The 21,917-nt window shown below is 42.3% G+C and carries 22 protein-coding genes; 12 read left to right on the plus strand and 10 right to left on the minus strand.

What is annotated here, in order from left to right; translation table 11 throughout:
- Positions 1 to 5: 5 nt before the first annotated feature.
- Genes cyoA through cyoE form a run of 5 tightly spaced genes read left to right on the plus strand, consistent with a single transcriptional unit; the run spans position 6 to position 4,938 of the window.
- On the plus strand, positions 6 to 1,109 hold the full coding sequence (cyoA, locus tag FTU42_RS06660) for a ubiquinol oxidase subunit II (protein ID WP_005097235.1): 1,104 nt from the start codon (positions 6 to 8) through the stop codon (positions 1,107 to 1,109).
- A 3-nt stretch (positions 1,110 to 1,112) separates the two neighbouring features.
- The gene (gene cyoB, locus FTU42_RS06665; RefSeq protein ID WP_074383225.1) at positions 1,113 to 3,101 is read left to right on the plus strand and encodes a cytochrome o ubiquinol oxidase subunit I; all 1,989 of its coding nucleotides are present in this window, start codon (positions 1,113 to 1,115) and stop codon (positions 3,099 to 3,101) included.
- A 4-nt stretch (positions 3,102 to 3,105) separates the two neighbouring features.
- The gene (cyoC, locus tag FTU42_RS06670; RefSeq protein WP_005097238.1) at positions 3,106 to 3,723 is read left to right on the plus strand and encodes a cytochrome o ubiquinol oxidase subunit III; all 618 of its coding nucleotides are present in this window, start codon (positions 3,106 to 3,108) and stop codon (positions 3,721 to 3,723) included.
- Positions 3,723 to 4,049 (plus strand): cytochrome o ubiquinol oxidase subunit IV, encoded by a 327-nt coding sequence (locus tag FTU42_RS06675; protein ID WP_005097239.1) that lies wholly within the window; start codon positions 3,723 to 3,725, stop codon positions 4,047 to 4,049. Before cyoC ends, FTU42_RS06675 begins: the two co-directional genes overlap by 1 nt.
- Before the next feature lie 10 nt (positions 4,050 to 4,059).
- A complete protein-coding gene (gene cyoE, locus FTU42_RS06680; RefSeq protein ID WP_180074998.1) occupies positions 4,060 to 4,938 on the plus strand; it encodes a heme o synthase in 879 nt (292 codons plus the stop codon).
- A 40-nt stretch (positions 4,939 to 4,978) separates the two neighbouring features.
- Here cyoE and FTU42_RS06685 read toward each other — a convergent pair whose 3' ends face one another.
- From FTU42_RS06685 to FTU42_RS06695, 3 genes are read right to left on the minus strand one after another with little or no spacing between them, the layout of a single operon-like run.
- Positions 4,979 to 5,794 carry a hypothetical protein gene (locus FTU42_RS06685; RefSeq protein WP_179999410.1) on the minus strand — a complete coding sequence of 272 codons (816 nt, stop codon included), beginning with the start codon at positions 5,792 to 5,794 and terminating at the stop codon, positions 4,979 to 4,981.
- Positions 5,781 to 6,494, minus strand: a complete 714-nt coding sequence (locus tag FTU42_RS06690; protein ID WP_218944650.1) for an OmpA family protein — start codon at positions 6,492 to 6,494, stop codon at positions 5,781 to 5,783. Before FTU42_RS06690 ends, FTU42_RS06685 begins: the two co-directional genes overlap by 14 nt.
- A gap of 11 nt (positions 6,495 to 6,505) precedes the next feature.
- Entirely contained in the window at positions 6,506 to 7,894 is a 1,389-nt protein-coding gene (locus FTU42_RS06695) for a hypothetical protein (RefSeq protein WP_180040161.1), read from the minus strand.
- Positions 7,895 to 8,147: 253 nt separating this feature from the next.
- Here FTU42_RS06695 and rpsF point away from each other — a divergent pair, with 253 nt between their 5' ends.
- The 5 genes from rpsF (at position 8,148) to alr (ending at position 12,008) form a co-directional block, all read left to right on the plus strand.
- Complete coding sequence (rpsF, locus tag FTU42_RS06700) at positions 8,148 to 8,534, plus strand: 30S ribosomal protein S6 (protein WP_004278789.1); 387 nt, start codon at positions 8,148 to 8,150, stop codon at positions 8,532 to 8,534.
- A gap of 12 nt (positions 8,535 to 8,546) precedes the next feature.
- The gene (gene rpsR, locus FTU42_RS06705) at positions 8,547 to 8,774 is read left to right on the plus strand and encodes a 30S ribosomal protein S18 (RefSeq protein ID WP_005097242.1); all 228 of its coding nucleotides are present in this window, start codon (positions 8,547 to 8,549) and stop codon (positions 8,772 to 8,774) included.
- A gap of 9 nt (positions 8,775 to 8,783) precedes the next feature.
- Positions 8,784 to 9,230, plus strand: a complete 447-nt coding sequence (rplI, locus tag FTU42_RS06710) for a 50S ribosomal protein L9 (RefSeq protein WP_004645413.1) — start codon at positions 8,784 to 8,786, stop codon at positions 9,228 to 9,230.
- A gap of 216 nt (positions 9,231 to 9,446) precedes the next feature.
- Positions 9,447 to 10,889 (plus strand): replicative DNA helicase, encoded by a 1,443-nt coding sequence (gene dnaB, locus FTU42_RS06715; RefSeq protein WP_005097243.1) that lies wholly within the window; start codon positions 9,447 to 9,449, stop codon positions 10,887 to 10,889.
- A gap of 48 nt (positions 10,890 to 10,937) precedes the next feature.
- Positions 10,938 to 12,008, plus strand: coding sequence for an alanine racemase (alr, locus tag FTU42_RS06720; RefSeq protein WP_100535297.1), 1,071 nt, complete (start codon positions 10,938 to 10,940; stop codon positions 12,006 to 12,008).
- Between the two features lie 47 nt (positions 12,009 to 12,055).
- On the opposite strand, the gene FTU42_RS06725 is transcribed toward alr, so the two are convergent.
- The 5 genes from FTU42_RS06725 to FTU42_RS06745 form a co-directional block, all read right to left on the minus strand.
- On the minus strand, positions 12,056 to 12,487 hold the full coding sequence (locus FTU42_RS06725) for a BLUF domain-containing protein (RefSeq protein WP_100329597.1): 432 nt from the start codon (positions 12,485 to 12,487) through the stop codon (positions 12,056 to 12,058).
- Between the two features lie 78 nt (positions 12,488 to 12,565).
- Positions 12,566 to 13,300 carry a proteasome-type protease gene (locus tag FTU42_RS06730; protein ID WP_005097248.1) on the minus strand — a complete coding sequence of 245 codons (735 nt, stop codon included), beginning with the start codon at positions 13,298 to 13,300 and terminating at the stop codon, positions 12,566 to 12,568.
- Positions 13,301 to 13,313: 13 nt separating this feature from the next.
- On the minus strand, positions 13,314 to 14,093 hold the full coding sequence (locus FTU42_RS06735; protein WP_074383227.1) for a transglutaminase family protein: 780 nt from the start codon (positions 14,091 to 14,093) through the stop codon (positions 13,314 to 13,316).
- Positions 14,090 to 14,692 carry an alpha-E domain-containing protein gene (locus FTU42_RS06740; protein WP_005097250.1) on the minus strand — a complete coding sequence of 201 codons (603 nt, stop codon included), beginning with the start codon at positions 14,690 to 14,692 and terminating at the stop codon, positions 14,090 to 14,092. Before FTU42_RS06740 ends, FTU42_RS06735 begins: the two co-directional genes overlap by 4 nt.
- A 22-nt stretch (positions 14,693 to 14,714) precedes the next feature.
- Entirely contained in the window at positions 14,715 to 16,274 is a 1,560-nt protein-coding gene (locus tag FTU42_RS06745; RefSeq protein WP_100535296.1) for a circularly permuted type 2 ATP-grasp protein, read from the minus strand.
- Positions 16,275 to 16,513: 239 nt separating this feature from the next.
- On the opposite strand from FTU42_RS06745, the gene FTU42_RS06750 reads away from it, so the two are divergent.
- Together FTU42_RS06750 and FTU42_RS06755 are read left to right on the plus strand one after the other, a co-directional pair.
- Entirely contained in the window at positions 16,514 to 17,521 is a 1,008-nt protein-coding gene (locus FTU42_RS06750) for a YafY family protein (RefSeq protein WP_005097252.1), read from the plus strand.
- A gap of 497 nt (positions 17,522 to 18,018) precedes the next feature.
- On the plus strand, positions 18,019 to 19,689 hold the full coding sequence (locus FTU42_RS06755; RefSeq protein ID WP_180083190.1) for an FMN-binding glutamate synthase family protein: 1,671 nt from the start codon (positions 18,019 to 18,021) through the stop codon (positions 19,687 to 19,689).
- Between the two features lie 63 nt (positions 19,690 to 19,752).
- Here the strand turns inward: FTU42_RS06755 and FTU42_RS06760 are convergent, their stop codons facing one another.
- Entirely contained in the window at positions 19,753 to 20,796 is a 1,044-nt protein-coding gene (locus FTU42_RS06760) for an alpha/beta hydrolase (RefSeq protein WP_005097254.1), read from the minus strand.
- Positions 20,796 to 21,917 (minus strand): YdcF family protein, encoded by a 1,122-nt coding sequence (locus tag FTU42_RS06765; RefSeq protein WP_180083191.1) that lies wholly within the window; start codon positions 21,915 to 21,917, stop codon positions 20,796 to 20,798. The genes FTU42_RS06760 and FTU42_RS06765 overlap by 1 nt, the downstream gene beginning before the upstream one ends.

The raw sequence follows: 21,917 nt of genomic DNA on the forward strand, positions 1-21,917 counted from the left end.
GTAAAATGAGACAAACGATTTTAGCTGTATTGTCTTTATCTGCGATGACTGCACTCTTGACCGGGTGTGGTGGTGATATGGTACTTCTGAACTCTAAAGGTCCAGTTGCAGCAGGTCAAAGTAACCTGATGATGACTGCGATTTACTTAATGCTGTTGGTGGTTATTCCATCAATCATCATGGCATTATGGTTCGGTTGGAAATATCGTGCATCGAATAAAGACGCAGACTATAAACCTACATGGACACACTCTACTGCGATTGAAATTGTGGTATGGGGTATTCCTGTCATTATTATTGGTATTTTAGCTTGGTTAACTTGGTGGGGTTCCCACAAGTATGACCCATACCGTCCAATTGAAGCAGATAAAGCACCATTAACTGTTCAAGTTATTGCTGAACAATTTAAATGGATCTTCATCTATCCTGAGCAAAACATTGCAACAATTAACGAATTGCGTTTCCCAGAGAAAACTCCGGTAAGCCTTCGTATCACGTCTAACTTCACGATGAACTCTTTCTTCATCCCGGCGTTAAGTGGTCAGATTTATGCAATGGCAGGCATGCAAACTCACCTTAACTTCTTAGCTGATGAAACGAGTCCAGCTGAAGGTTATCGTGGTTTCTCTTCAAACTATTCAGGCTATGGCTTCTCACAAATGCGCTTCCGTGCACATTCTGTGACTGATGCTCAATTCGCTGAATGGGTTGCTGCAGTTCAATCAGGTAATGGTACTTCAGTAAATCCTGTTGCAGTTCAAAAAACTGTTTTAGACCAAGCTGAATTTGCGACCTTACGTGACGGCAACCGTTCACAAAAACAAATTGATGCAATGGTTCGTAATGCAAGAACAGATTTAGAGAAACGACTTGCTGAAACTGCACAAGCAGAAGGCCCATATAAGACTCAGCCACATCCTGTGACTTATTATTCTTCTGTCGAGTCTGGTTTGTTTGAATCTGTGATTCACAACTATATGAGTAACTACCACGGTGCTGATCATACAGCTCCTGTAGAAGCTGCAGCGACTGATGCTGTTGCTCAGGAAGCATCTGCTTCTGAAGCTCATGTAGCAGGTGAACATGCGACTGCTTCTCAAGGAGAATAAGACATGAGCTTCTTAGGTAAGTTAGGTCCAGATGCAATTCCTTACGATCCAATCGTATTGGCAACTGTTGCAATGATGATCTTGGGTGCTATCGCAGTTGTTGCTGGTATTACCTACTTCAAAAAATGGGGCTACTTGTGGAACGAATGGTTCACATCTGTAGACCATAAAAAAATTGGTATCATGTATATCTTCGTATCTGTGATCATGCTGGTGCGTGGTTTCGCCGATGCGATCATGATGCGTCTTCAGCAGTTCCTTGCAAAAGGTGGCGGCGAAGGTTATTTACACCCTGAGCATTACGACCAGATCTTTACCGCGCATGGCGTGATCATGATCTTCTTCGTGGCAATGGGTCTTGTAGTTGGTTTAATGAACATCTCTGTACCGCTTCAAATCGGTGCACGTGACGTTGCATTCCCATTATTGAACTCACTCAGCTTCTGGTTATTTGCCGGCGCTGCGGGTCTGATGATGGTTTCACTTGCGTTAGGTGAATTCGCTGCAACAGGCTGGATGGCATACCCTCCACTGTCAGGTATCGAATATTCTCCAGGCGTAGGTATGGACTACTACATCTGGGCACTGCAAATTTCAGGTCTAGGTACGCTATTAACGGGTGTTAACTTCTTTGTTACCATCATCAAAATGCGTGCGCCTGGCATGAAACTCATGGAAATGCCAATCTTTACCTGGACATCTTTATGTACAGCAGTATTGATTATTGCGGCTTTCCCGGTGTTGACTGCAACAATTGCAATGCTAACGCTTGACCGTTACTTCGATTTCCACTTCTTTACAAATGACCTGGGTGGTAGCCCAATGTTGTATGTAAACCTGATTTGGACTTGGGGTCACCCAGAAGTGTATATCTTGGTATTACCAGCCTTTGGTATTTACTCAGAAGTTGTTGCGACTTACTCGCGCAAAGCATTGTTCGGTTACAAATCCATGGTGTATGCAACAGTAGCAATCACAGTATTGTCATTCGTTGTATGGGTTCACCACTTCTTTACTATGGGTGCAGGTGCCAACGTTAACGCGTTCTTCGGTATCATGACCATGATTATTGCGATTCCTACAGGTGTGAAGATCTTCTCTTGGTTGTTCACCATGTACAAGGGTCGTATTGTTTACACTACCCCAATGCTATGGACACTTGGCTTCCTTGTGACTTTCGGTATCGGTGGTTTAACAGGTGTATTGATGGCAGTTCCACCAGCGGACTTCCTGGTACACAACTCTTTATTCCTGATCGCTCACTTCCATAACGTAATTATTGGTGGTGTAGTATTTGCGATGTTCGCAGGTATCATCTTCTACTGGCCGAAAATGTTCGGTTGGAGACTGAATGAAACTTGGGGTAAAGCAGCATTCTGGTTCTGGTTCTTCGGTTTCTACTTTGCATTCATGCCACTTTATATCCTTGGTTTCATGGGTATGACTCGTCGTCTGAATACATTTGACAACCCAGATTGGGACCCATATGTAAATATCGCGATGTTCGGTTCAGTTCTTGTTGCACTTGGTATCGTATGTTTCGTTATGCAAATCGTGGTTGGTTTCCTACAACGTGACCAACGTCTAGATTTGACTGGCGACCCATGGGATGGCCGTACGCTTGAATGGTCGACATCTTCTCCTGCTCCGTTCTATAACTTTGCTCATCTTCCAAAGATCAATGGTATTGATACTTTCTGGGTTGAGAAAGAAAATGGTGTTGCATATGCAAAACCAACGAAGTATGAAGATATCCATATGCCAACGAATCGTGCTGCTGGTTTCGTTATCGCGATGTTCATCACTGTAATGGGCTTCGGTTTAATCTGGCACATCTGGTGGTTAGTAGTTGTTACGTTCATTGCTTCTATCATTAGCTTCATCGTGTCTTCTTTCACCAAGAAAGTGGATTACTATGTTCCTGCTGCTGAAGTTGAGCGTATTGAAAACGAACGCTATGCGATTCTTGAAAAACACTTGAAGAAGGACTAAGACAATGGCTGAAGTACTTCATCACGATAACCACGGACACGATGAGCATCATCACGATGATACTGACATCACCGTCTTTGGTTTCTGGACTTACTTGATGAGTGACCTTGTCCTGTTCGGTACACTCTTCATTGCGTTCGCTGTTTTAAGTAGCCACATTCCTGTGGGTACTCCAAGTGCGAGAGACCTGTTTGGCGACTCTTTAGGTTTCGTTCTGACTGAAACCTTCGCTCTCTTGATCTCTTCTGTAACCTTTGGTTTTGCAGTTCTTGCTGCATACAAAAAAGACGTTGCAAAAGTACTGACTTGGTTAGCGATTACTTGGGTATTCGGTGCTATCTTCATCGGCATGGAACTATATGAGTTCAATCACTTAGTTCATGCGGGTCACGGTCCAAGCACAAGTGCGTTCTTATCTGCGTTCTTTACCTTGGTAGGTACGCACGGTATTCACGTAACTTCTGGTCTGGTCTGGATGATCGTGTTAATGGTTCAAATCAAGAAATATGGTTTGACTCTTGCAAACACGCGTCGTCTAGCTTGCCTAAGCTTGTTCTGGCACTTCCTTGACATCGTTTGGATCTGTGTATTCAGCGTAGTTTACTTGATGGGAGTTCTGTAATGAGTCACGATCACAACTCAGCTGGTGCATCACACGGTAACGTTAAGCAATATACAATTGGCTTCGTACTTTCTGTCATCCTTACCGTAATTCCATTCGGTATGGTGATGGCAGGCGGTTTTGAACGCGGTATCTTGATTGCAGTAATTGCGATTACTGCGGTTGCTCAGATTCTTGTGCAGTTAATTTACTTCCTGCATATGAACTCTTCTTCAGAGCAACGCTGGAACGTGATTGCGTTCGTGTATACCATCTTAACCATCGCTATTCTTTTAGTAGGTTCTGTATGGATCATGAATTACCTACACTACAACATGATGATCTAAACTGGTCGTCATGTTGAAAAAGTATTTATTCCTGACTAAGCCAGGAATTCTCTTCGGTAACTTTGTTACCACTTTGGGTGGCTACTTCGTAGCCACTCAAGGTTCTGTAGATTTCCTTCTCCTGCTTATTACCCTTCTCGGTACTACGCTTGTCGTAGCATCAGGATGTGTGGTCAACAACGTGATTGACCAGGACATCGACCAAAAAATGCAGCGCACACAAAATCGTGCTCTGGTCATCAAAACTATCTCTGAACCTGTTGCCCTGGCTTTTGCTCTGGTCTTAGGCCTCATTGGTTTTAGCATTTTATGGTTCTGGGTAAATGCGTACGCTTTTCTTTTCGCGGTGATTGGTTTTGTTGTATATGTTGGTTTCTACAGCCTATGGACAAAACGAACCACAATTCATCAAACTGTAGTCGGCAGTATTTCTGGTGCAGCTCCGCCTGTCATTGGTTATACCGCTGTGGCCAATCAATTTGACCTGGGTGCATTACTGATCTTTTTAGGTTATGCGTTGTGGCAAATGCCTCACTCATGGGCAATTGCGGTTTACCGCTTTGATGATTACAAAAATGCAGGCATTCCCATTTTGCCTGTGGCGCGCTCGATTCATCGTACCAAGATCGAATCACTTTTGTATGTGGTGTTATTCACCCTGACTATGAATGCGTTATTTGTATATGGCTATGCCAATTGGTTGTATGCAGTCATTTTAAATCTATTGTGCATTTACTGGTTGTATATCGGTGTCATTGGATTTAAAGCTGAAAATGATCAGCTTTGGGCAAAGAAATATTTTCTGTTCTCTGTCATCCTGATTACCGTGATCAGTATTGTATTTAGCTTTACTTCAACTACGCCATCTACACAGATAGTATTTTTTTAAAAAGATAGAGAGTTCGTCTCTATCTTTTTTTATTTCAGAATCAACGTCTCATATGTTCATGCATCGGTTGCATCGCATGGCAGTCATAACACAAAGCACTCAAATTGATTAAACGGTTATCGGCTTTATTACCATTAATATGATGCGTATGTAAGTTTGCATGATCGTGAGTACAATCTTTTGTACATGCTTCACAGCGCCATTGTTTCGATTTTCTGTATTTATAGGAAATATACTTCCAGTCCATTTGATATTGATTAACTACAATATCATTTTGGTCTGTATATAACACTTGAATCATCGCCTGATAAAATTGTGGCTCAAACTTGAGATAAAAATCACTTAAGTCTAATTTTTTGGATATCTGGTTTTTTTCCATCGGTGTCATCGAAGTTTTATAGCCGTTTAACTTTAATTGACTTAGACAGTATTTACAGACATCCAAATCATACTCACCACTTTTAATTTGGTTTGTATAATTTGAAATAAAGCGAATTTTACGAATTTTATCTGTGCGTGCTGAACACACATAACGCTGTATACGCCCAGCAGCCTTCATTTCTTTGAGCTTATGACAATGACAAATGTGTAATTTAGGCAGACTCTCTTCTTGCTTATTTCCCTGAAAAGCATCCTGAATATTCAGAGAAACCATCACGCCTTTATAATAAAGCAAACCCGAAGGAGAGCTTGTAATATCACCAATATCAACCTCGACACCTTCATGCAAATCATATAAATCTGCGTAGGTAATACCATTGCGAAAGGGTAAATCAGTAATATCTAAAAGCTTTGCTTTCATTTGACTTCTTAATTCATTTAAGAAGTCACTAGTTAAAAAATCAACGAGCTGCATTTGAATCACCATAGGCAACAGCACGAATTCTATCTTCAGCGGTTGTCACCACTCTAAATTCTACACGTTGTGATGCACCGTAATGCTCTCTATTAGAGCCACTCGCAGGTTGCCCATTTTTACCTAAAGGTGCAGCCGAAGAAAATCCAATTGCTCTGAATTTACGTTTTAACCACGCTTTTTCTACCGTTGTTAATAATGAACTTTGTAGTAAATAAATTAAGGTATTTTGTGCACGTGTTTGAGAAAGCTGCATGTTACGAATATAAGCCTCTTCCTCACCAACACCTTTTGCCCAGAAACTTGACGTATGCCCTTCAATACGAATTTCTTTAATATTATCAACAAAACGATCTTGCATCACCGAACGAATATAAATAGGGAAATATTCATTCAGTGCCTGCTTAAATTCAGCACTTAAATCTGCTGAACCTGCCTTAAAAAGAATTTCCTCATTATTAAAGCGCACTGTTAAGTCAGGACTTAGAGTTGCACCCCACTTGGTCAATTTACTTTGTAGCTTTTGCTCTAATTGCGAATGTAATTGTTGTTCATCCGCCTTAAAAATTCGTGGGATATCGACTGATTCTTTAACACGTATCATGTAAATGACACTAATAAGCAAAAACACCATCATCAGTGCAGTCATAATATCGCTTAAACTAATCCATTGATCAGAATTCGTTGCACGCTGACGCATAAAGGGCAACATTAAGATCTCACTCCCTGATCAATCGAGTCGATAATATTTTTTAAATTTTCTGTAATTGGCTCATAATCTTGTGCAAACTTGGTTGAAAGTGCACCTAATTGCTGAGCGAGTGTGATCAATGACTGATTCAATGTCTGCTGCAATTGAGTTTCAATCGTGCTTAAACCATCGCTTAATTGCTGCTGCGTCTGTTCAAATGATTGCTTCATTTGCTTTTGCATTTGTTCAGCTTGCTGTGCAGACGTTGTTTGTATCTGTAGCGCACGCGCATGACTAGACTCCAAATAGTCATGAATTTCAGTAAAGATCGTTTCGGTCAGTTGATTTATTTTATCCATTTGCGATTCAGTCTTGTTAAAACTCTCTGCAAACAATTGACGCGTTTGATCAACCTCTACAAGTTTTGCATCCAAAGCGCCATAGAAATGCTCAATACGGTTGTTAAACTCATAGTTGGTATGATCAATGGATTGAATGGCTTGCTCTACTTGTAAAATAATTTGCTTAAAACCATCCACATTATGCAACACAGTTGAAAAATCATTTTTCACCTGTTCAATCTGAGACAACATTCCCTCATAATTTGTGGTCTGTTGTTCTACGTGAGATGCGTATTGCTCCTGCCAATCTACTAAACGGTTTACAGATTGATTAAGTTGCTTAAAGTTTTCACCCAAACTATCTGTTAAATTTTCATTGAAACGTTGAATTGCTTGTTCCAGGGCCTTAATGAAAATATCAGTGGTCTGTTCTGCTTGCTTTTGTGCAAACGAAACAAATTCGTTTCTTAATTCTGCGATTTCACCTGCAATATAACCTTGTGTACTGCGTTGAATTTGCTCAATACCACCTAAACTACTACTGATCGATTGAAGCATTTCTTGCATATTATTTTTATTATTTTTATCTAAATTTAGGCCAAAATTTTCAATGGCTTTTACTAAATTCTGATGATGATTTTGATTATCAGTATAAATTTTTTCTAAAAATTGGCTCTGCTTTGCTAAAATTTGATGCTCTTCATAAAACTGCTGCACCTGCTTATCTGCCTGTAAATCAGTATCATTTTCTTTAAACTTAATAAGTGCATGAAATTTAATTAAAATTGAAGCAAGAATACCTGCAAATGACCCCCAAAATGCAGTTTTAATACCATTTACTAGAGTCGATAGACTTCCCGTTGGATCCTCTGTGTCAAAGCCCGCAAGCCCCAAAGCAACACCAAAGAAGGTAAAGCCAATCCCTATTGTAATCAGTAAACTTGGGTAAGCAGGATTAGCCTTTTCATGCAAGCGATCTAAACGAATAAAATAAATAAAGAAAACAACAATAACTACAATTGCAAGGAAATGAAAAATTTTGGAAAAAACATCAAGAAAATCTAACATGACAGAGGGAAAGGAAATAAAATTATGTGAATAGTATCACTATAAATAATTGTTCCCACAAAAAAAATTCAATAAACACAAAAGAATAAATATAACTTAATATTTTAATTTAGCTATTTCAAAGCTATGACTTGTATTTTAAACCTAAACCCTCTAAAATTCTTGGCTCGCAAACACTGCGACACAACCTTGGTTGTGACTCCTTGCTTCAATTTACTTAAATTGGGGCTGTCCAAACCGTAAGGAGCTGACAATGCGTCATTACGAAATCGTACTTTTAGTACACCCTGATCAAAGCGATCAAGTCGTTGGTATGGTAGAACGCTACCTAACTCACATCAAAGAAGCTGAAGGTCAAATCCACCGTCTTGAAGACTGGGGCCGTCGTCAATTGGCTTACCCAATCAACAAGATCCACAAAGCTCACTACATTCTTATGAATGTTGAGTGTGGTCAGACTACTCTTGATGAGCTTGAAGAATTGTTCCGTTATAACGATGCAATCATTCGTAGCCTTATCATCCGTCGTGAAAACGCAATCACTGAAGAGTCACTATTGGCGAAAAGTGCTGAAGAAAAACGTGCGCGTAAAGCTCAACGTGAAGAAGCACAACACGCTCAAGACTCTGCTGAAGCTTAAGGAGAACATAACATGGCACGTTTTTACCGTCGTCGCAAGTTCTGCCGCTTTACAGCTGAGAACGTTACGTACATCGACTACAAAGATATCGACACTTTAAAACAGTACATCACTGAAAACGGCAAGATTGTTCCTAGCCGTATTACAGGTACTAAAGCTCGTTACCAACGTCAATTGGCGCTAGCTATTAAACAAGCTCGCTTCTTGTCTTTGATCCCTTACACTGACAATCATAAGTGAGGTTGAGCTGTGGATATTATCTTATTACAACGCATTAAAAACCTAGGTAAACTAGGCGATAAAGTATCAGTTAAAGCTGGTTATGGCCGTAACTTCCTTATCCCACAAGGTATGGCAGTTGCTGCAACAGAATCAAACACTGCTGCTTTTGAAGCTCGTCGTGCTGAACTTGAGAAAGCTGAAGCTGATGTTTTAGCTGCTGCTCAAGCACGTGCTGACCAATTGAACGAAGTAAATATCGTAATCACTGCGAAAGCTGGTGACGAAGGTAAACTATTCGGTTCTATCGGTACTCGTGACATCGCTGACGCGTTGACAAATGCTGGTCTAGAAGTAGACCGTGCAGAAGTACGTCTTCCAAATGGCGCACTTCGTCACACTGGCGAATTTAACATCGCAATCCAATTGCACCATGATGTTACTGCAGAAGTTCTGGTTACTATCGTAGCTGAGTAATTTCTCGCCTCAAAAAGAGCATGCGAAAGCATGCTCTTTTTTTATCTATAAAAAAATGACAGGTATCTCCTGCTTAAAAATTATTTTATTACCCATACAAATGAAAATTTACCCTTCGCATTTGATTTCAGAACGCGTATGATTTCATGTCGTAGTGAATAAAAGCTATTCATCTCCGATAATGTTTAACCATTGTATTTAAAATCAGGGATTTATATGTCACAGGCGAATGCCAGCAAAAAGCCGACCAGCGCTAATATCGAAATCAGTACTGAGAACAGCAATCTCAAGGAATTTCGTACTCCACCGCACAATTTAGCGATTGAACAAGCCGTACTTGCTGCATTAATGACCGTTGCCGAATCTTTTGAACAGGTCGGTGATGTGCTGACTGAAAATGATTTTTATGCGACCCGACATAAATATATTTTCCGCGCCATTGATCAACTCTCTAAAGAAAACTCACCTTATGATGCGGTACTGGTGCATGACTGGCTGATCAAGCAGAATTTACTGGATGCGATTGGCGGTGAAGAATATCTGATGCAGCTCATGGCAGACTCGCCATCGAGTTTCTACAACCTGGAAACCTATGCAGGCAAAATTAAAGAATTCTCCACCCTGCGCAGCATGATTAAAGTCAGCTCTGAAATTTTACAAAATGCCTATGACACCAAAGGCCGTACCGTCAGTGAAATTCTGGACTTGGCTGAAACCAATATTTTCTCGATTGCAGAACAACATAATAACAATGCCAAGGCGCAAGGGCCTAAACCGATTAACTCTGTCGTTGCCGATGTTTTTGATAAATTGAATGAATTATCACAAATGGAAGGTAGCATTACCGGTTTAACCACAGGTTTTGTGGAACTGGATAATAAAACCTCAGGCATGCAATCCGGCGACCTGATTATTGTCGCAGCGCGTCCGTCCATGGGTAAAACCACTTTTGCCATGAATCTGGTCGAAAGCGTTTTATTTAATAACAACCTGCCGGCGCTGGTCTATTCTATGGAGATGCCAGCGGATTCGATTGCCATGCGTTTGATTTCGTCATTTGGCCGTGTGCATCAGGGGCATTTGCGTTCAGGCAAAATGGACAGCGATGAGTGGTCAAAAGTGACCAGTACCATTGTGCATTTACAGGAAAAAAACCTGTATATCGATGATTCCTCTGCCCTGCCACCAACTGAATTACGTTCCCGTGCCCGTCGTATTGCCAAAATGCATGGTGGCAAACTCGGCTGTATCATGGTCGATTATCTTCAGTTGATGAAAGTACCCGGTATGGGCGACAACCGTGTCGGCGAGATCTCGGAAATTTCACGAAGTTTAAAAGCCTTAGCCAAAGAAATGCAGTGCCCTGTGATTGCACTTTCCCAGTTAAACCGCGCCCTGGAAAACCGCCCCAATAAACGCCCGGTGATGTCCGATTTACGTGAATCCGGTGCAATCGAGCAGGATGCCGATTTGATCATGTTCATTTACCGCGATGAGGTTTATAACAAGGAATCAAAGGAAGCCGGCACTGCTGAAATTATTATTGGTAAGCAGCGTAACGGCCCGATTGGTACGGTACGTCTGGCTTTCGAAGGTCAATATACCCGTTTTAGTAATCTCTCACCTGAGTTTTATGCTCAGTATGATGATGAAGAGTAAACAAGCTCAATCATCAGATTTCCATCGTCCCTCCAGGAGTAATTTAGGGTGCGCCAAGCTACCGTTTATATTGACAGTGCAGCACTGCAATATAATTTAAACCGTGTCAAACAACTTGCCCCAACCGCTAAAATCGTCAGTATGGTCAAAGCCAATGCTTACGGACATGGAGTTAAAGACTGCCTGGCAGCCTTAAGTGCAAGCGATGCTTTTGGTGTCGCATGCTTACAAGAAGCCCTGGAAATTCGTGAACTGGGTTATCAACAGCCGATCACGCTCATCGAAGGTGTTTTTGTTGCAGACGAAATGCCAATCGTGATTGATCAGAATATTGAAGTGATTGTGCATCAGCAGGCACAGGTCGATTGGCTCTTGGCACATAAAGATGCTTATATCGCCAAAGACCTGAAAGTCTGGGTCAAGCTGAATAGCGGGATGAACCGTCTTGGCTTTAAAATTGATGTAATTAAAGACGTGATCAATCAACTCAAAGCTGAAGGTTTTACTTGTGTTTTGGCGATGCATTTTGCCAATGCCGATGCTGATCACCCGCTGAATGATGAACAAATCCGTCAATTCTTAGAAATTAAAAATGACTGTGCACCATTGATGGGTTCATGCTGTAATTCAGCAGCCATTTATAAATATCCAGAATTGCATTTTGATTTTGTCCGTCCCGGGATCATGCTTTATGGCGCGACTCCATTTGCAGATCGTGATGTGCATGATCTGGATTTAAAACCAGTCATGACCTTTACTGCCGAAGTGATTGCACTTAACCATATCAAGGCAGGTGAGCATGTCGGTTATGGTTCAACATTTACAGCTGAGCAAGACATGACACTTGCGATTGTTTCAATTGGCTATGGTGATGGCTACCCTCGTGCTTTCCCGAAACAGAACTATGTGGCGATTAATGGCCAGCAAACGCGTGTCATTGGTCGTGTAGCAATGGACATGATCGCGATTGATGTAACTGCGATGCAGGTAAAACCTGGCACTCAAGTCGAACTTTGGGGGAATACCCGTTTGGTCGATGAGGTTGCTGAAGCCAATGGCACCATTGGTTATGAACTGTTATGCAGACTCAGTCATCGTCCGCTACGTAAAGTTATTTGAGTTGATCCTCAGAGCCAAAAAAGTCCAACAGAAGTTGGGCTTTTTATTTAAGCTGACTTTTGTTCTTCAGCCTGCTCTAAACTCAATTGCTCTAATAAAGCATCGACATGATGTTGCTGAAAGGCAAAAGGATTAAAGTCATTAAATCCCATGTCCTGACAGAATTGCTGGATTTGACTGCGTTTAGAAATATACTTCATCGACCAGTCGGGGAAACTCGGATATTCGATTTCCTTGGTCTCAAACAATTTAATATCATGATGGCGAGGATCTTTATTGAGTCTCTCGAGCAGCAGACTTTTTAAGGTTAAACACTCACCTTCCAGACATTGAAAAAAATAACCATCGGCAAAATACAGCACGCCTGTGACTTGATAGCGATGATTAAAATCACGTGCTTCTTTCAGGATATTGGTCAGATCTTCAAGCAAATCAACTTTAGAAGACGTACTTTTACTGGCGTAACAAAATTGGTACATGCGCTAACTTATCTATTTTTATTATGCTGGTGCACAGAAGTTAATACTGTACGCGAAAAAACTGAACCAGAATACCTTTTACAGAAAATATTCATTCGATGGAACAGGTAGCGCTGCCAGTCCTTTTTTCAAGGTGTCTGACCATTGCCGGCTGATCGACGTGAAATATTCATCATCTTCGGCAATACGTTTACCCCTCGGCATCATTAAACTGTCTTTTTTATACACCAGCACATCGAGTGGCATACCGACCGATACATTGGAACGTAAGGTCGATGCAAATGAAATGAGCGAACAACGCAGAGCTTCATCCAGCGGCATATCATAAGTCAAGGCGCGATCCAGGATCGGCTTGCCATATTTACTCTCGCCAATCTGGAAATACGGCGTATCCCGCGTGGCACAGATAAAATTTCCTTGCGGATACACATGATAGAGCTGCATTTCTTGATCTTTGAGCTGACCACCCACCAGTAAATTACAATAATAATTACTCTGTTCCAAAATGTCGCTGGTGACATTGGCGATGACTCTCTTAAGCGTGCTCCCGATCAGTTCAGCCACATCAAACATGGTATGCAGACTGAGTATATTGGGTTCCTGTTTCAATTCCAGCTGATTTTTGATACGCCCAATTACGGCTTGTGTTGTGGCCAGGTTTCCGGAGGCCTGTATGACGATCATACGCTCACCAGGAATACCAAAGGTATACAGTTTGCGAAAGACAGAAATATGATCTACTCCGGCATTGGTCCGTGTATCACTAATAAAAAGCATACCTTGCTCTAAACGTAGCGCACAACAATACGTCATTCTTTTGTCCTTATTAACATCCTAGTACCTGAACAATGGAATGCATGGATTCCACTCCGCCCTTCTCCCTCACACCGCGTACCGGTGCTACATCCCAATAATCCCGCCCAATGGCCACATAAATATGCGAGCTTGGACTAAACAGCAGATTACTCACATCAAAACAATACCATGTCTGCTCTACAAACACCTCTGCCCAGGCATGACTGGCCAGATGTGAAGCATTTTGTGCATATAAATAGCCAGAAACATAACGGGCAGCTAAGCCCAGATATTTACACATGGCAATGAAAATATGACTATGATCCTGACAGACCCCCTGACGTGCTTCAAAGGCATCTATGGCAGAGCCTTGCACTGAGGTGCTATTGGAAATATAAGGGACATGTTCCAGCAAGGCCTGTGCCAGTTCAATCAGACGTTGACGGCTTAATGCAGGGACATGAGCTTGTGCAAAATCTTTCATTGCTGCATTACATTGCGTTGATTCGGTTGGCTGTAAAAAAATATTGGGATTGATTGAATCATTCAGTCCAGTCTGATGCGCGGGATTCAGCTCGACAATCCCTTGCGCCATGATCGTTAAGGAATAATAAGGTTCACGCTGGTTACAGGTCATCCACAGATTATGAAAGGCATCTTTTCGGATTTCTTTATTCCCCGGTACACTAATATCCCAGGAATGCACCCGTTGATGCGCATTGCTCGAAGGCATCATTTTGATGTACTGAATACTGTTCCTCACCTCAGCTGTATACATATAATGCGTTTGGTGATTCACCATCAATTTCATACATCTGCCTCAAACAGTTGATGGATATGGTCGCTAAACTGATAGAACTGAATCCGGTTCGGTTCTGTACGCAACTGTTCCCAGTATTGCTCCAGGTCACCCCAGCCCATTTCCACTAGAATTCTGACTACATCATCGATCTTGCACAGTGTCGTACTGGTTTCTTCACCGAGTCGTAACTGATGATCGAGCTGTTCGACACATTGTCCCAAACTAAAGAACAGAAAAATATCGGCGGATTCAGCTTCCAGAATATCTTCACATTCAGTCACCACTTCACAAATATAACCAGCATTTTTATCTGCAGTTTTGATCAGTTTCATCAGCTCTGCATAGCCTGATGCAGACAATACTCCGCGTAGTTCCTGAATATTATCTTTAGCCACTTTAAACTGCTGGCTAAAAGATGCGGTCTGAGTTGAATCTAGTACCAATTCATTTAAGGAACTGGCATCAAAAGCGGGTAAACAAAAAGCATGTGCATAGGCCACAGCTGCTTCGTCTTCTAAAAATGGAAAGCGCGCACATAAAAAATGAGTGCGAGATAAATAACGCCCTAACCAAAAAATATGTTGTGCATTGCTATTCAGCAAAACCATGACATTTTCCTTCTTTGGAATATTATGAATGTAAATTGTCGACTACCCAGGTATCTTTAATACCGCCACCCTGTGATGAATTCACCACCAGTGAACCGGGCTGCATCGCTACACGTGTCAAGCCACCCTGCACAATTTCAGTACGGTAAGGCGAGCTTAAGACAAATGGGCGCAAGTCAATATGACGTTCAGCAATACCAAAATTGGTCAAAGTCGGACTAACCGATAAGTCCAAAGTTGGCTGCGCAATATACAAATGCGGCGCAGCTAAAATTTTCTCCCTGAAAAATTCAATTTGCTGTTTCGAAGCCTGTGGCCCAATCAGCATGCCATAACCACCCGAACCCTGAGCTTCTTTTACCACCAGCTGGTCCAGATGGGCCAAAACATAGCTTAAATCTTGCTGATTACGACATTGATACGTCGGAACATTTTTTAGTATTGGCTGTTCACCCAAATAAAAATGAATCATTTTATCGACATATGGATAAATCGATTTGTCATCTGCGACACCTGTACCCGGTGCGTTGGCAATCAGGACATTATTTTGTAAATAAGCTGACATTAAGCCAGGTACACCCAGGGTACTCTCCGGTTTAAAGCATAATGGATCGAGATAAGCATCATCGACCCGTCTATAAATAACATCGACTCTTTGGCGACCACGTATAGTTTTTACATAAACCTTCGAGTCATCAACAAAAAGATCACGTGATGTTACCAACGGTACATTCATTTCTCTTGCGAGAAAGGCGTGCTCATAGTAAGCACTATTAAAACGCCCTGGCGTCAGCACTACGACAAAGGGTTTGTCGACATGGGCATTTTCGATCAGGATTTCTTTTAAAAGCTGCGGGTATTGCTCAATTCCAGCAATCTTGGACTGTTCAAATATTTTCGGCATCAGCTTTTGGCTAATCTTACGGCATTCCAGCATATAAGAGACACCTGATGGCGTTCTAAGATTGTCCTCCAAGACATAAAATTCGCCCTTGGAATCACGTATTACATCAATGCCACTAATCTGGCTATAAATCCTGCCTTTCAGGCTATGTTGATACATATGCGGCTGATAAGCCTCATGCGTCAAAATCTGGAGTTCAGGAATGATATTGGCTTTTAAAATATCCTGTTGATGATAAATGTCATGTAAAAACAGATTCAGTGCGCGCACGCGTTGTGCCGACCCCAGAGCCACCATATTCCACTGTTTGCGGTCAATCACTCGTGGAATGATATCGAAAGGAATGCTTCGCTCTACCCCCTCTTTATCTTCGTAAACCGTAAAGCTAATGCCATGATGTAAAAAATGTTCTTTTGCCACCTGATTCAGAGCATTCAATTCATCCAGCGTGTGTTGGGATAACCATTCTTCCAGTCTTTGACTTGCCTGACTGGACATGACTTGCTCATCCTGCATTTCATTAAAGAATTTTGAAGACAACTGTTGAAATAAAAGTTGTGGATTTGCTGTAGTCGATACCGTTGCTGTTTTAGCCTCTATAAAATTTTTCCCAAGATTTTGGGAACTAAAATTATCAATTTTTTCAATTACATTTGTATCCCGATTTCCTTTAAGCATACAAACCTCGTCTTATCATCTATTATAATTAAATCAAAGCAATATCCATGCCATTGAACCTATATTGCGACTACCATTAATCTAATAAATGCGCCCTGAACTCAATGCCATTTCTTACCAAGTTGTTTTTAGTTTGTAGGACAATTGTTGCGCAGAAAGACTTGCGAAAAAATGAGAGTTTTTTTATTGTGTTAGTCTAAGCCTAAATCCCATCCTCTTTATCGCCAGCAAAATAAATTATGTCAGCACAAGAAAAAGAAACCTCGAATAGCCTGTATCGCCAATGGCAAATCTTGTCGCGTCTTTCTACCGGCAAATGGATGGGAACACGTGAATTACAGGAAATCTTGAATCGCGAAGGAATTGATATCAGCCTGCGTACCATTCAGCGTGACCTGAACCAGATTGCGCAGCGCTTTCCAATCGAAAGCAGCAAGACCACACCACAAGGCTGGCGTTGGCGCTCAGATGCACCGCTGCAAAGCTTGCCGCATATGACCAGCTCACAGGCGGTCACCTTTATGATGGTCGAAGAACATTTAAAACATTTGCTGCCACCGAGCCTGATCGAAGAAATGAATCCCTGGTTTGATCTGGCACGCCGCAGTCTGTCCTCGCAAAACAATGTCCGCCAATGGATTAATCGGGTACGGATTGTGCCTGCCACCCAACCGCTCATTCCACCGTTCGTGGATAAGACTGCACAGCAGGCGGTATATGAAGGCTTGTTGCAGGACAAACAGCTGGAATGTGTCTATCAGGGCCGCGGTCACAACAGCGAAGAAAAGACTTATATCCTCAATCCACTGGCTTTGGTGCAAAAAGGCTCCATCATTTATCTGGTCTGTACCCGTCATGACAAATCTGATATTCAGACCTTTGCCCTGCACCGTTTTAAATCGGCAGTAGTTCTCAATTCACGTGCCCTGCATCCGGTGAATTTTGATATTGATGACTATATCGATTCTGGTGCATTGGGCTTCCGGGTGGATTTCAATCACCCTACTGAAAATGTCATGCTAAAACTGAGCATGTCGGAATCGGATGCACATTATTTTGAGGAAAGTCAGCTCAGTAAAGATCAGAAGATTGAAAAACTGGACAATGGTATGTCGCTGATTAGTGCAACGGTTCCTTTTACTTCACAACTGGTGTGGTGGCTGCGCAGCTTTGGTAAAAAGATTAAACATATTGAACCCAGTATGGTGTCCAATGCAGTTAGCCAGATGGATGAGGAAAACCCTTAACCAAATGGATTTCATTCAGCTTTAATAATTCCAGAATAAAAAAATCCCCAGATTGGGGATTGGAGAATTATGCTTGTATTTTTATGATTGTTCTGGTGGTCTACCGCTGTACCAACCTGCTTTTCTCTAATACCCCGAAATGCAGATTGGATGAAACCTCAATATTTAAACAGAACTGAGACATGAGCAAGCCAGTTCGGCATTATTAAAGCGAATGGATTTTTTTGTCATGGTTTATAACTCCTGTATGGGTGATAAATCGACTATAAAAGCATTCACTCTGCCTGTGAAATAAATAGAATATATGTGCTTTGCATATTTTTTCTATAGGAATTTTTCCGCAAAATTTATCTGCAATTGCTACTGATTGATTGCCTGTCTGGGTATGATTTTTGGCAAGTTTATAAAATTGAATAACAATTCTATGCTTGCATAAGATACCTGGCTCTGCACATCATAAAGCCCTATAGAAGTAGAAATAGGGACTTAATTTTACAATGGCTAACCCTGCTCAATTAGTACGGCACAAGCTGCTCAATACTTTCTTTTCTCGCCATTCAGTCTGGTTTGCCTGCATTCTGATTGCAGTGATTTTTACCACATTCCATATCGGTTATTCGCCGCGTTATATCTATTATTTTATGCCGCAAACTTTGGTGAATACCCTGTGGATTCTGAGTATACTCCTGAGCCTGTTGGGTTTGTATGATGTACTGCAAAACAAGCATTCTATTCTGAAAAACTACCCCATCATGGGACATTTCCGCTTTATCTTCGAAGAATTTCGTCCGGAGATTCGTCAATATTTTATTGAAGCCGACCGCGATGCACTGCCCTTTTCCCGTATGCAACGTAGTCTGGTGTACCAGCGGGCGAAAAATGAAAATTCAGATAAACCTTTCGGTTCAATTCTCAATGTCTATGAAGACAATTATAGATTTATCAGTCACTCTTTGACGCCATGTAAGGTGGCCGATCCACAAACTTTCCGTATCCTGATCGGCAATGAGCAATGTACACAGCCCTTCTCTGCTTCCATTTTAAATATTTCAGCCATGAGCTTTGGCAGTATGAGTGCCAATGCAATCCGTGCGCTGAATCTCGGCGCTCAAAAAGGTGATTTTTTCCATGATACCGGTGAAGGCAGTATCAGCCCCTATCATCTTGAATATGGGGGCGATCTGGTCTGGGAAATTGGCAGTGGTTATTTTGGCTGCCGTACCTTAGATGGACAGTTTGATCCGGAACGCTTTGCGGCACAAGCCAAATTACCGCAAGTAAAAATGATTGAAATCAAGTTATCACAAGGGGCTAAACCCGGACATGGCGGTATTTTACCTAAAAGCAAGATCTCGGAAGAAATTGCCCAAATCCGGGGCATCAGCCGTGAACATGATTGCGTATCACCCTCTAGTCATCCCGCCTTTAGCACCCCGATTGAAATGATGAATTTCATCCAACGATTACGTGAACTTTCCAACGGAAAACCGGTCGGATTCAAGCTATGTCTGGGGCAGCCCTGGCAGTTTATGAGTATGGTCAAAGCCATGCTGCACACCCAGATTTATCCCGATTTCATCGTCGTCGATGGCTCTGAAGGTGGAACGGGCGCTGCACCCATTGAGTTAATCGACTTTGTCGGTGCACCCCTAAGAGAAGGTTTACTATTTGTGCATAATACCCTTGTTGGTGCAGGTTTAAGAGATAAAATCAAAATTGGTGCAAGTGGTAAAATTATTAGTGCATTTGATATTGCCAGCACGCTCGCGATTGGGGCAGATTGGGTGAATTCGGCACGTGGTTTTATGTTTGCCGTCGGCTGTATTCAGGCTCAAAGCTGTCATACCAACCAGTGTCCTGTCGGTGTCACCACACAGGATAAAGATCGTCAAAAGGCCTTACATGTGCCCACCAAAGCAGAACGCGTGTTTCATTATCATAAAAACACCTTACACGCCTTGTCTGAACTGATTGCTTCAGCAGGCCTGAAACACCCTTCGGCGATTAAGGCACATCATCTGGCGCAACGTGTGAATAATCACGAAATAAAGAACTTTGCGCAGATTCATTTTTGGTTGAAAGAGGGAGAATTATTATCCTGTGAAAATAAGGATGAGGAGAACTTCTACTTCCGGATGTGGAACCTGGCTAAACTGGATAAATTTTAACTCAATACAGTTAAATTAGAAAAGGCGTTTAATCAAACGCCTTTTTTCACATTGAATTGTAGATCAATAATAGGTTTTACTGCCCTGTGCATGTAGAAAGGCAGGAATCAAGCCGGTCAATGCAGCACGAATATCCGCGCGTTCATTGATCAGTTGATGCGAACCTTCTTCCAGCATCAGTAAGGTCTGGAGACGGAATTTACGTCGGATAAATTCGATATTATAGCGCCAGTCTACGGTCTGATCCTGTGCACCCTGTGCCAGCCAGACCGGAATACGACAGGCCGGACGCGCTTCCATTTCCAGCATCCAGCGCGACATCGCCAGAATCCAGTCCATACCCATCATCCGCGGCTGTAACGGATCTTTAAGCCGGATAAAACGCAGAAACTCCGGATTATGGTTATTGCGTCTGAAATGCCGGGGAACTTCACGCTTGATCCGGCTAATAATGCCAAGCCCGACCGAGTTATGCCACCAGGCTGTTTTCGCAGGACGAATCAATGGTGATAACAGCAAAACCCGTTCTACAAAAGGATTTTCGCGGCGCTGTGCAAATTCGAGTAAGTGATGCATCCAGATTGCACCACCGGTACTTTGTCCAATGCCGACCCAAGGTTTGGGCAATTGCGCGGCATGTTGTACATAGCGATGTACGGCATGCAAAACCTGCTGATAATGATCAAAATTCTGAATGCTGGCAGGTGAACCATCACTCAGACCATGTCCGGGCAGATCATAGGTCAATACACTAAAACCTTGCTCCAGCAGCTCTTTGACAATCGGCTGATAAATCCCGCTATGTTCCAGATAACCATGCAGCAAGAAAGCAGTGCCCTGAATCTTGTCAAAGCGGGTATTTTCCAGGTTTGGTTCAAATACCTGTACATGTAATTTAAACAATGGCATCTGTACATAGCCTTGCCAGTGTTTGCAGTCCAATAAATCAAAGCCATACAGCTTGCGATAGGATTGCAGATCAATTGGCGGCTCATCACTACGATTCAGGTTTAACGGCGGCAAGAGTTGTGGCGTTATATCCCGGCTTGGGATGGGTAAATCAAGTTGCTTCAGGATCGTGGGATTTAAAAATGGGATATCAGACATTATGGCACCTCCCGACAGTCACTAGATCCAAACCACATATCGCGCATGGTCGCCAACATTTCATAATTGGCACGACGACTATGATCATAATTTTGCGCACTTGGACGCCATCGTGTCAAAGGCTTCGGCATCGGTGCCTCTACCGGAATGGTTTGTATGCCATTTAAAGCAAATAAACGGCGGGTCCGTGGCATATGATAACGATCCGTAATCAGAATCACAGTCGGTGCTCCACCTTTCTTTTGTAATAATAATGAACTGAAACGGGTATTTTCACAGGTATTCATGCTGCGATCTTCCAGCAATTTGGCATCAACATCGTGGTTTTTCAACCAGCGCTGCATATACGGCGCTTCTACACCACTCAGCACAATCGGTAACTGATAATGTTTTTCTACCGCCAGCGTGGTTTCCAGACGTAAACGCGTATAGTGATTGACCACAATCTCTTCACCTTTCTCATCTAGCGTTAAACCGCCACCCAACACCACAATGGCATAAGGCTGGGAGCTATTCGCCGGTTTCACTTGTTGCTGATCTTGTAGTAAAGCCAGGTCCTGCTGAATTTCCTCTTCGGCGGTTTCTTGTACCGAGCTGGCCTCTTCTTGTTCTATAGGATGCGTACTCAGGAACTCAATATATTGTTCAATACGTTCTTTGTTTTCATTGCTGTCCCATTCCAGCAACTTCCGAACATTTGCAGTCGGATCAACCGGCTCTGTCGGTACTTGTGAATATAATAATGGGACTTGAGCCGGCGGACTTTGCTGCTCACGCTGATGTTCTTCAATGACCTGTTGCAGCGCTTTATAACGTGCCTGAATCAGAATCAGGTTGGCAGAATTGTTTTGTTGGATATCCTTTTCCATGACCTTTAAATATGCCTGACGGGCAATCCATAAATCGGAGCCAGGTTCCAGATTTTCATGCTCGCTCAATGCTGCCATTTTCTGGCTTTGCGCTGCTACTTCATTAAGTTCTAAAGATACAAACTGGTTTAAGCCCTTGACGATCATTTGCGAGTAAAAAGGGGTATAAACCAACACCAGTAGACAGCCGAATAGTACAAACAGTCCAGTGACCACTTGTAGCAAACGTACCATCCAATGGGTTTTATTCAT

The sequence above is a fragment of the Acinetobacter sp. YH12102 genome, from assembly GCF_013419125.1.
Classification (GTDB): domain Bacteria; phylum Pseudomonadota; class Gammaproteobacteria; order Pseudomonadales; family Moraxellaceae; genus Acinetobacter; species Acinetobacter pseudolwoffii.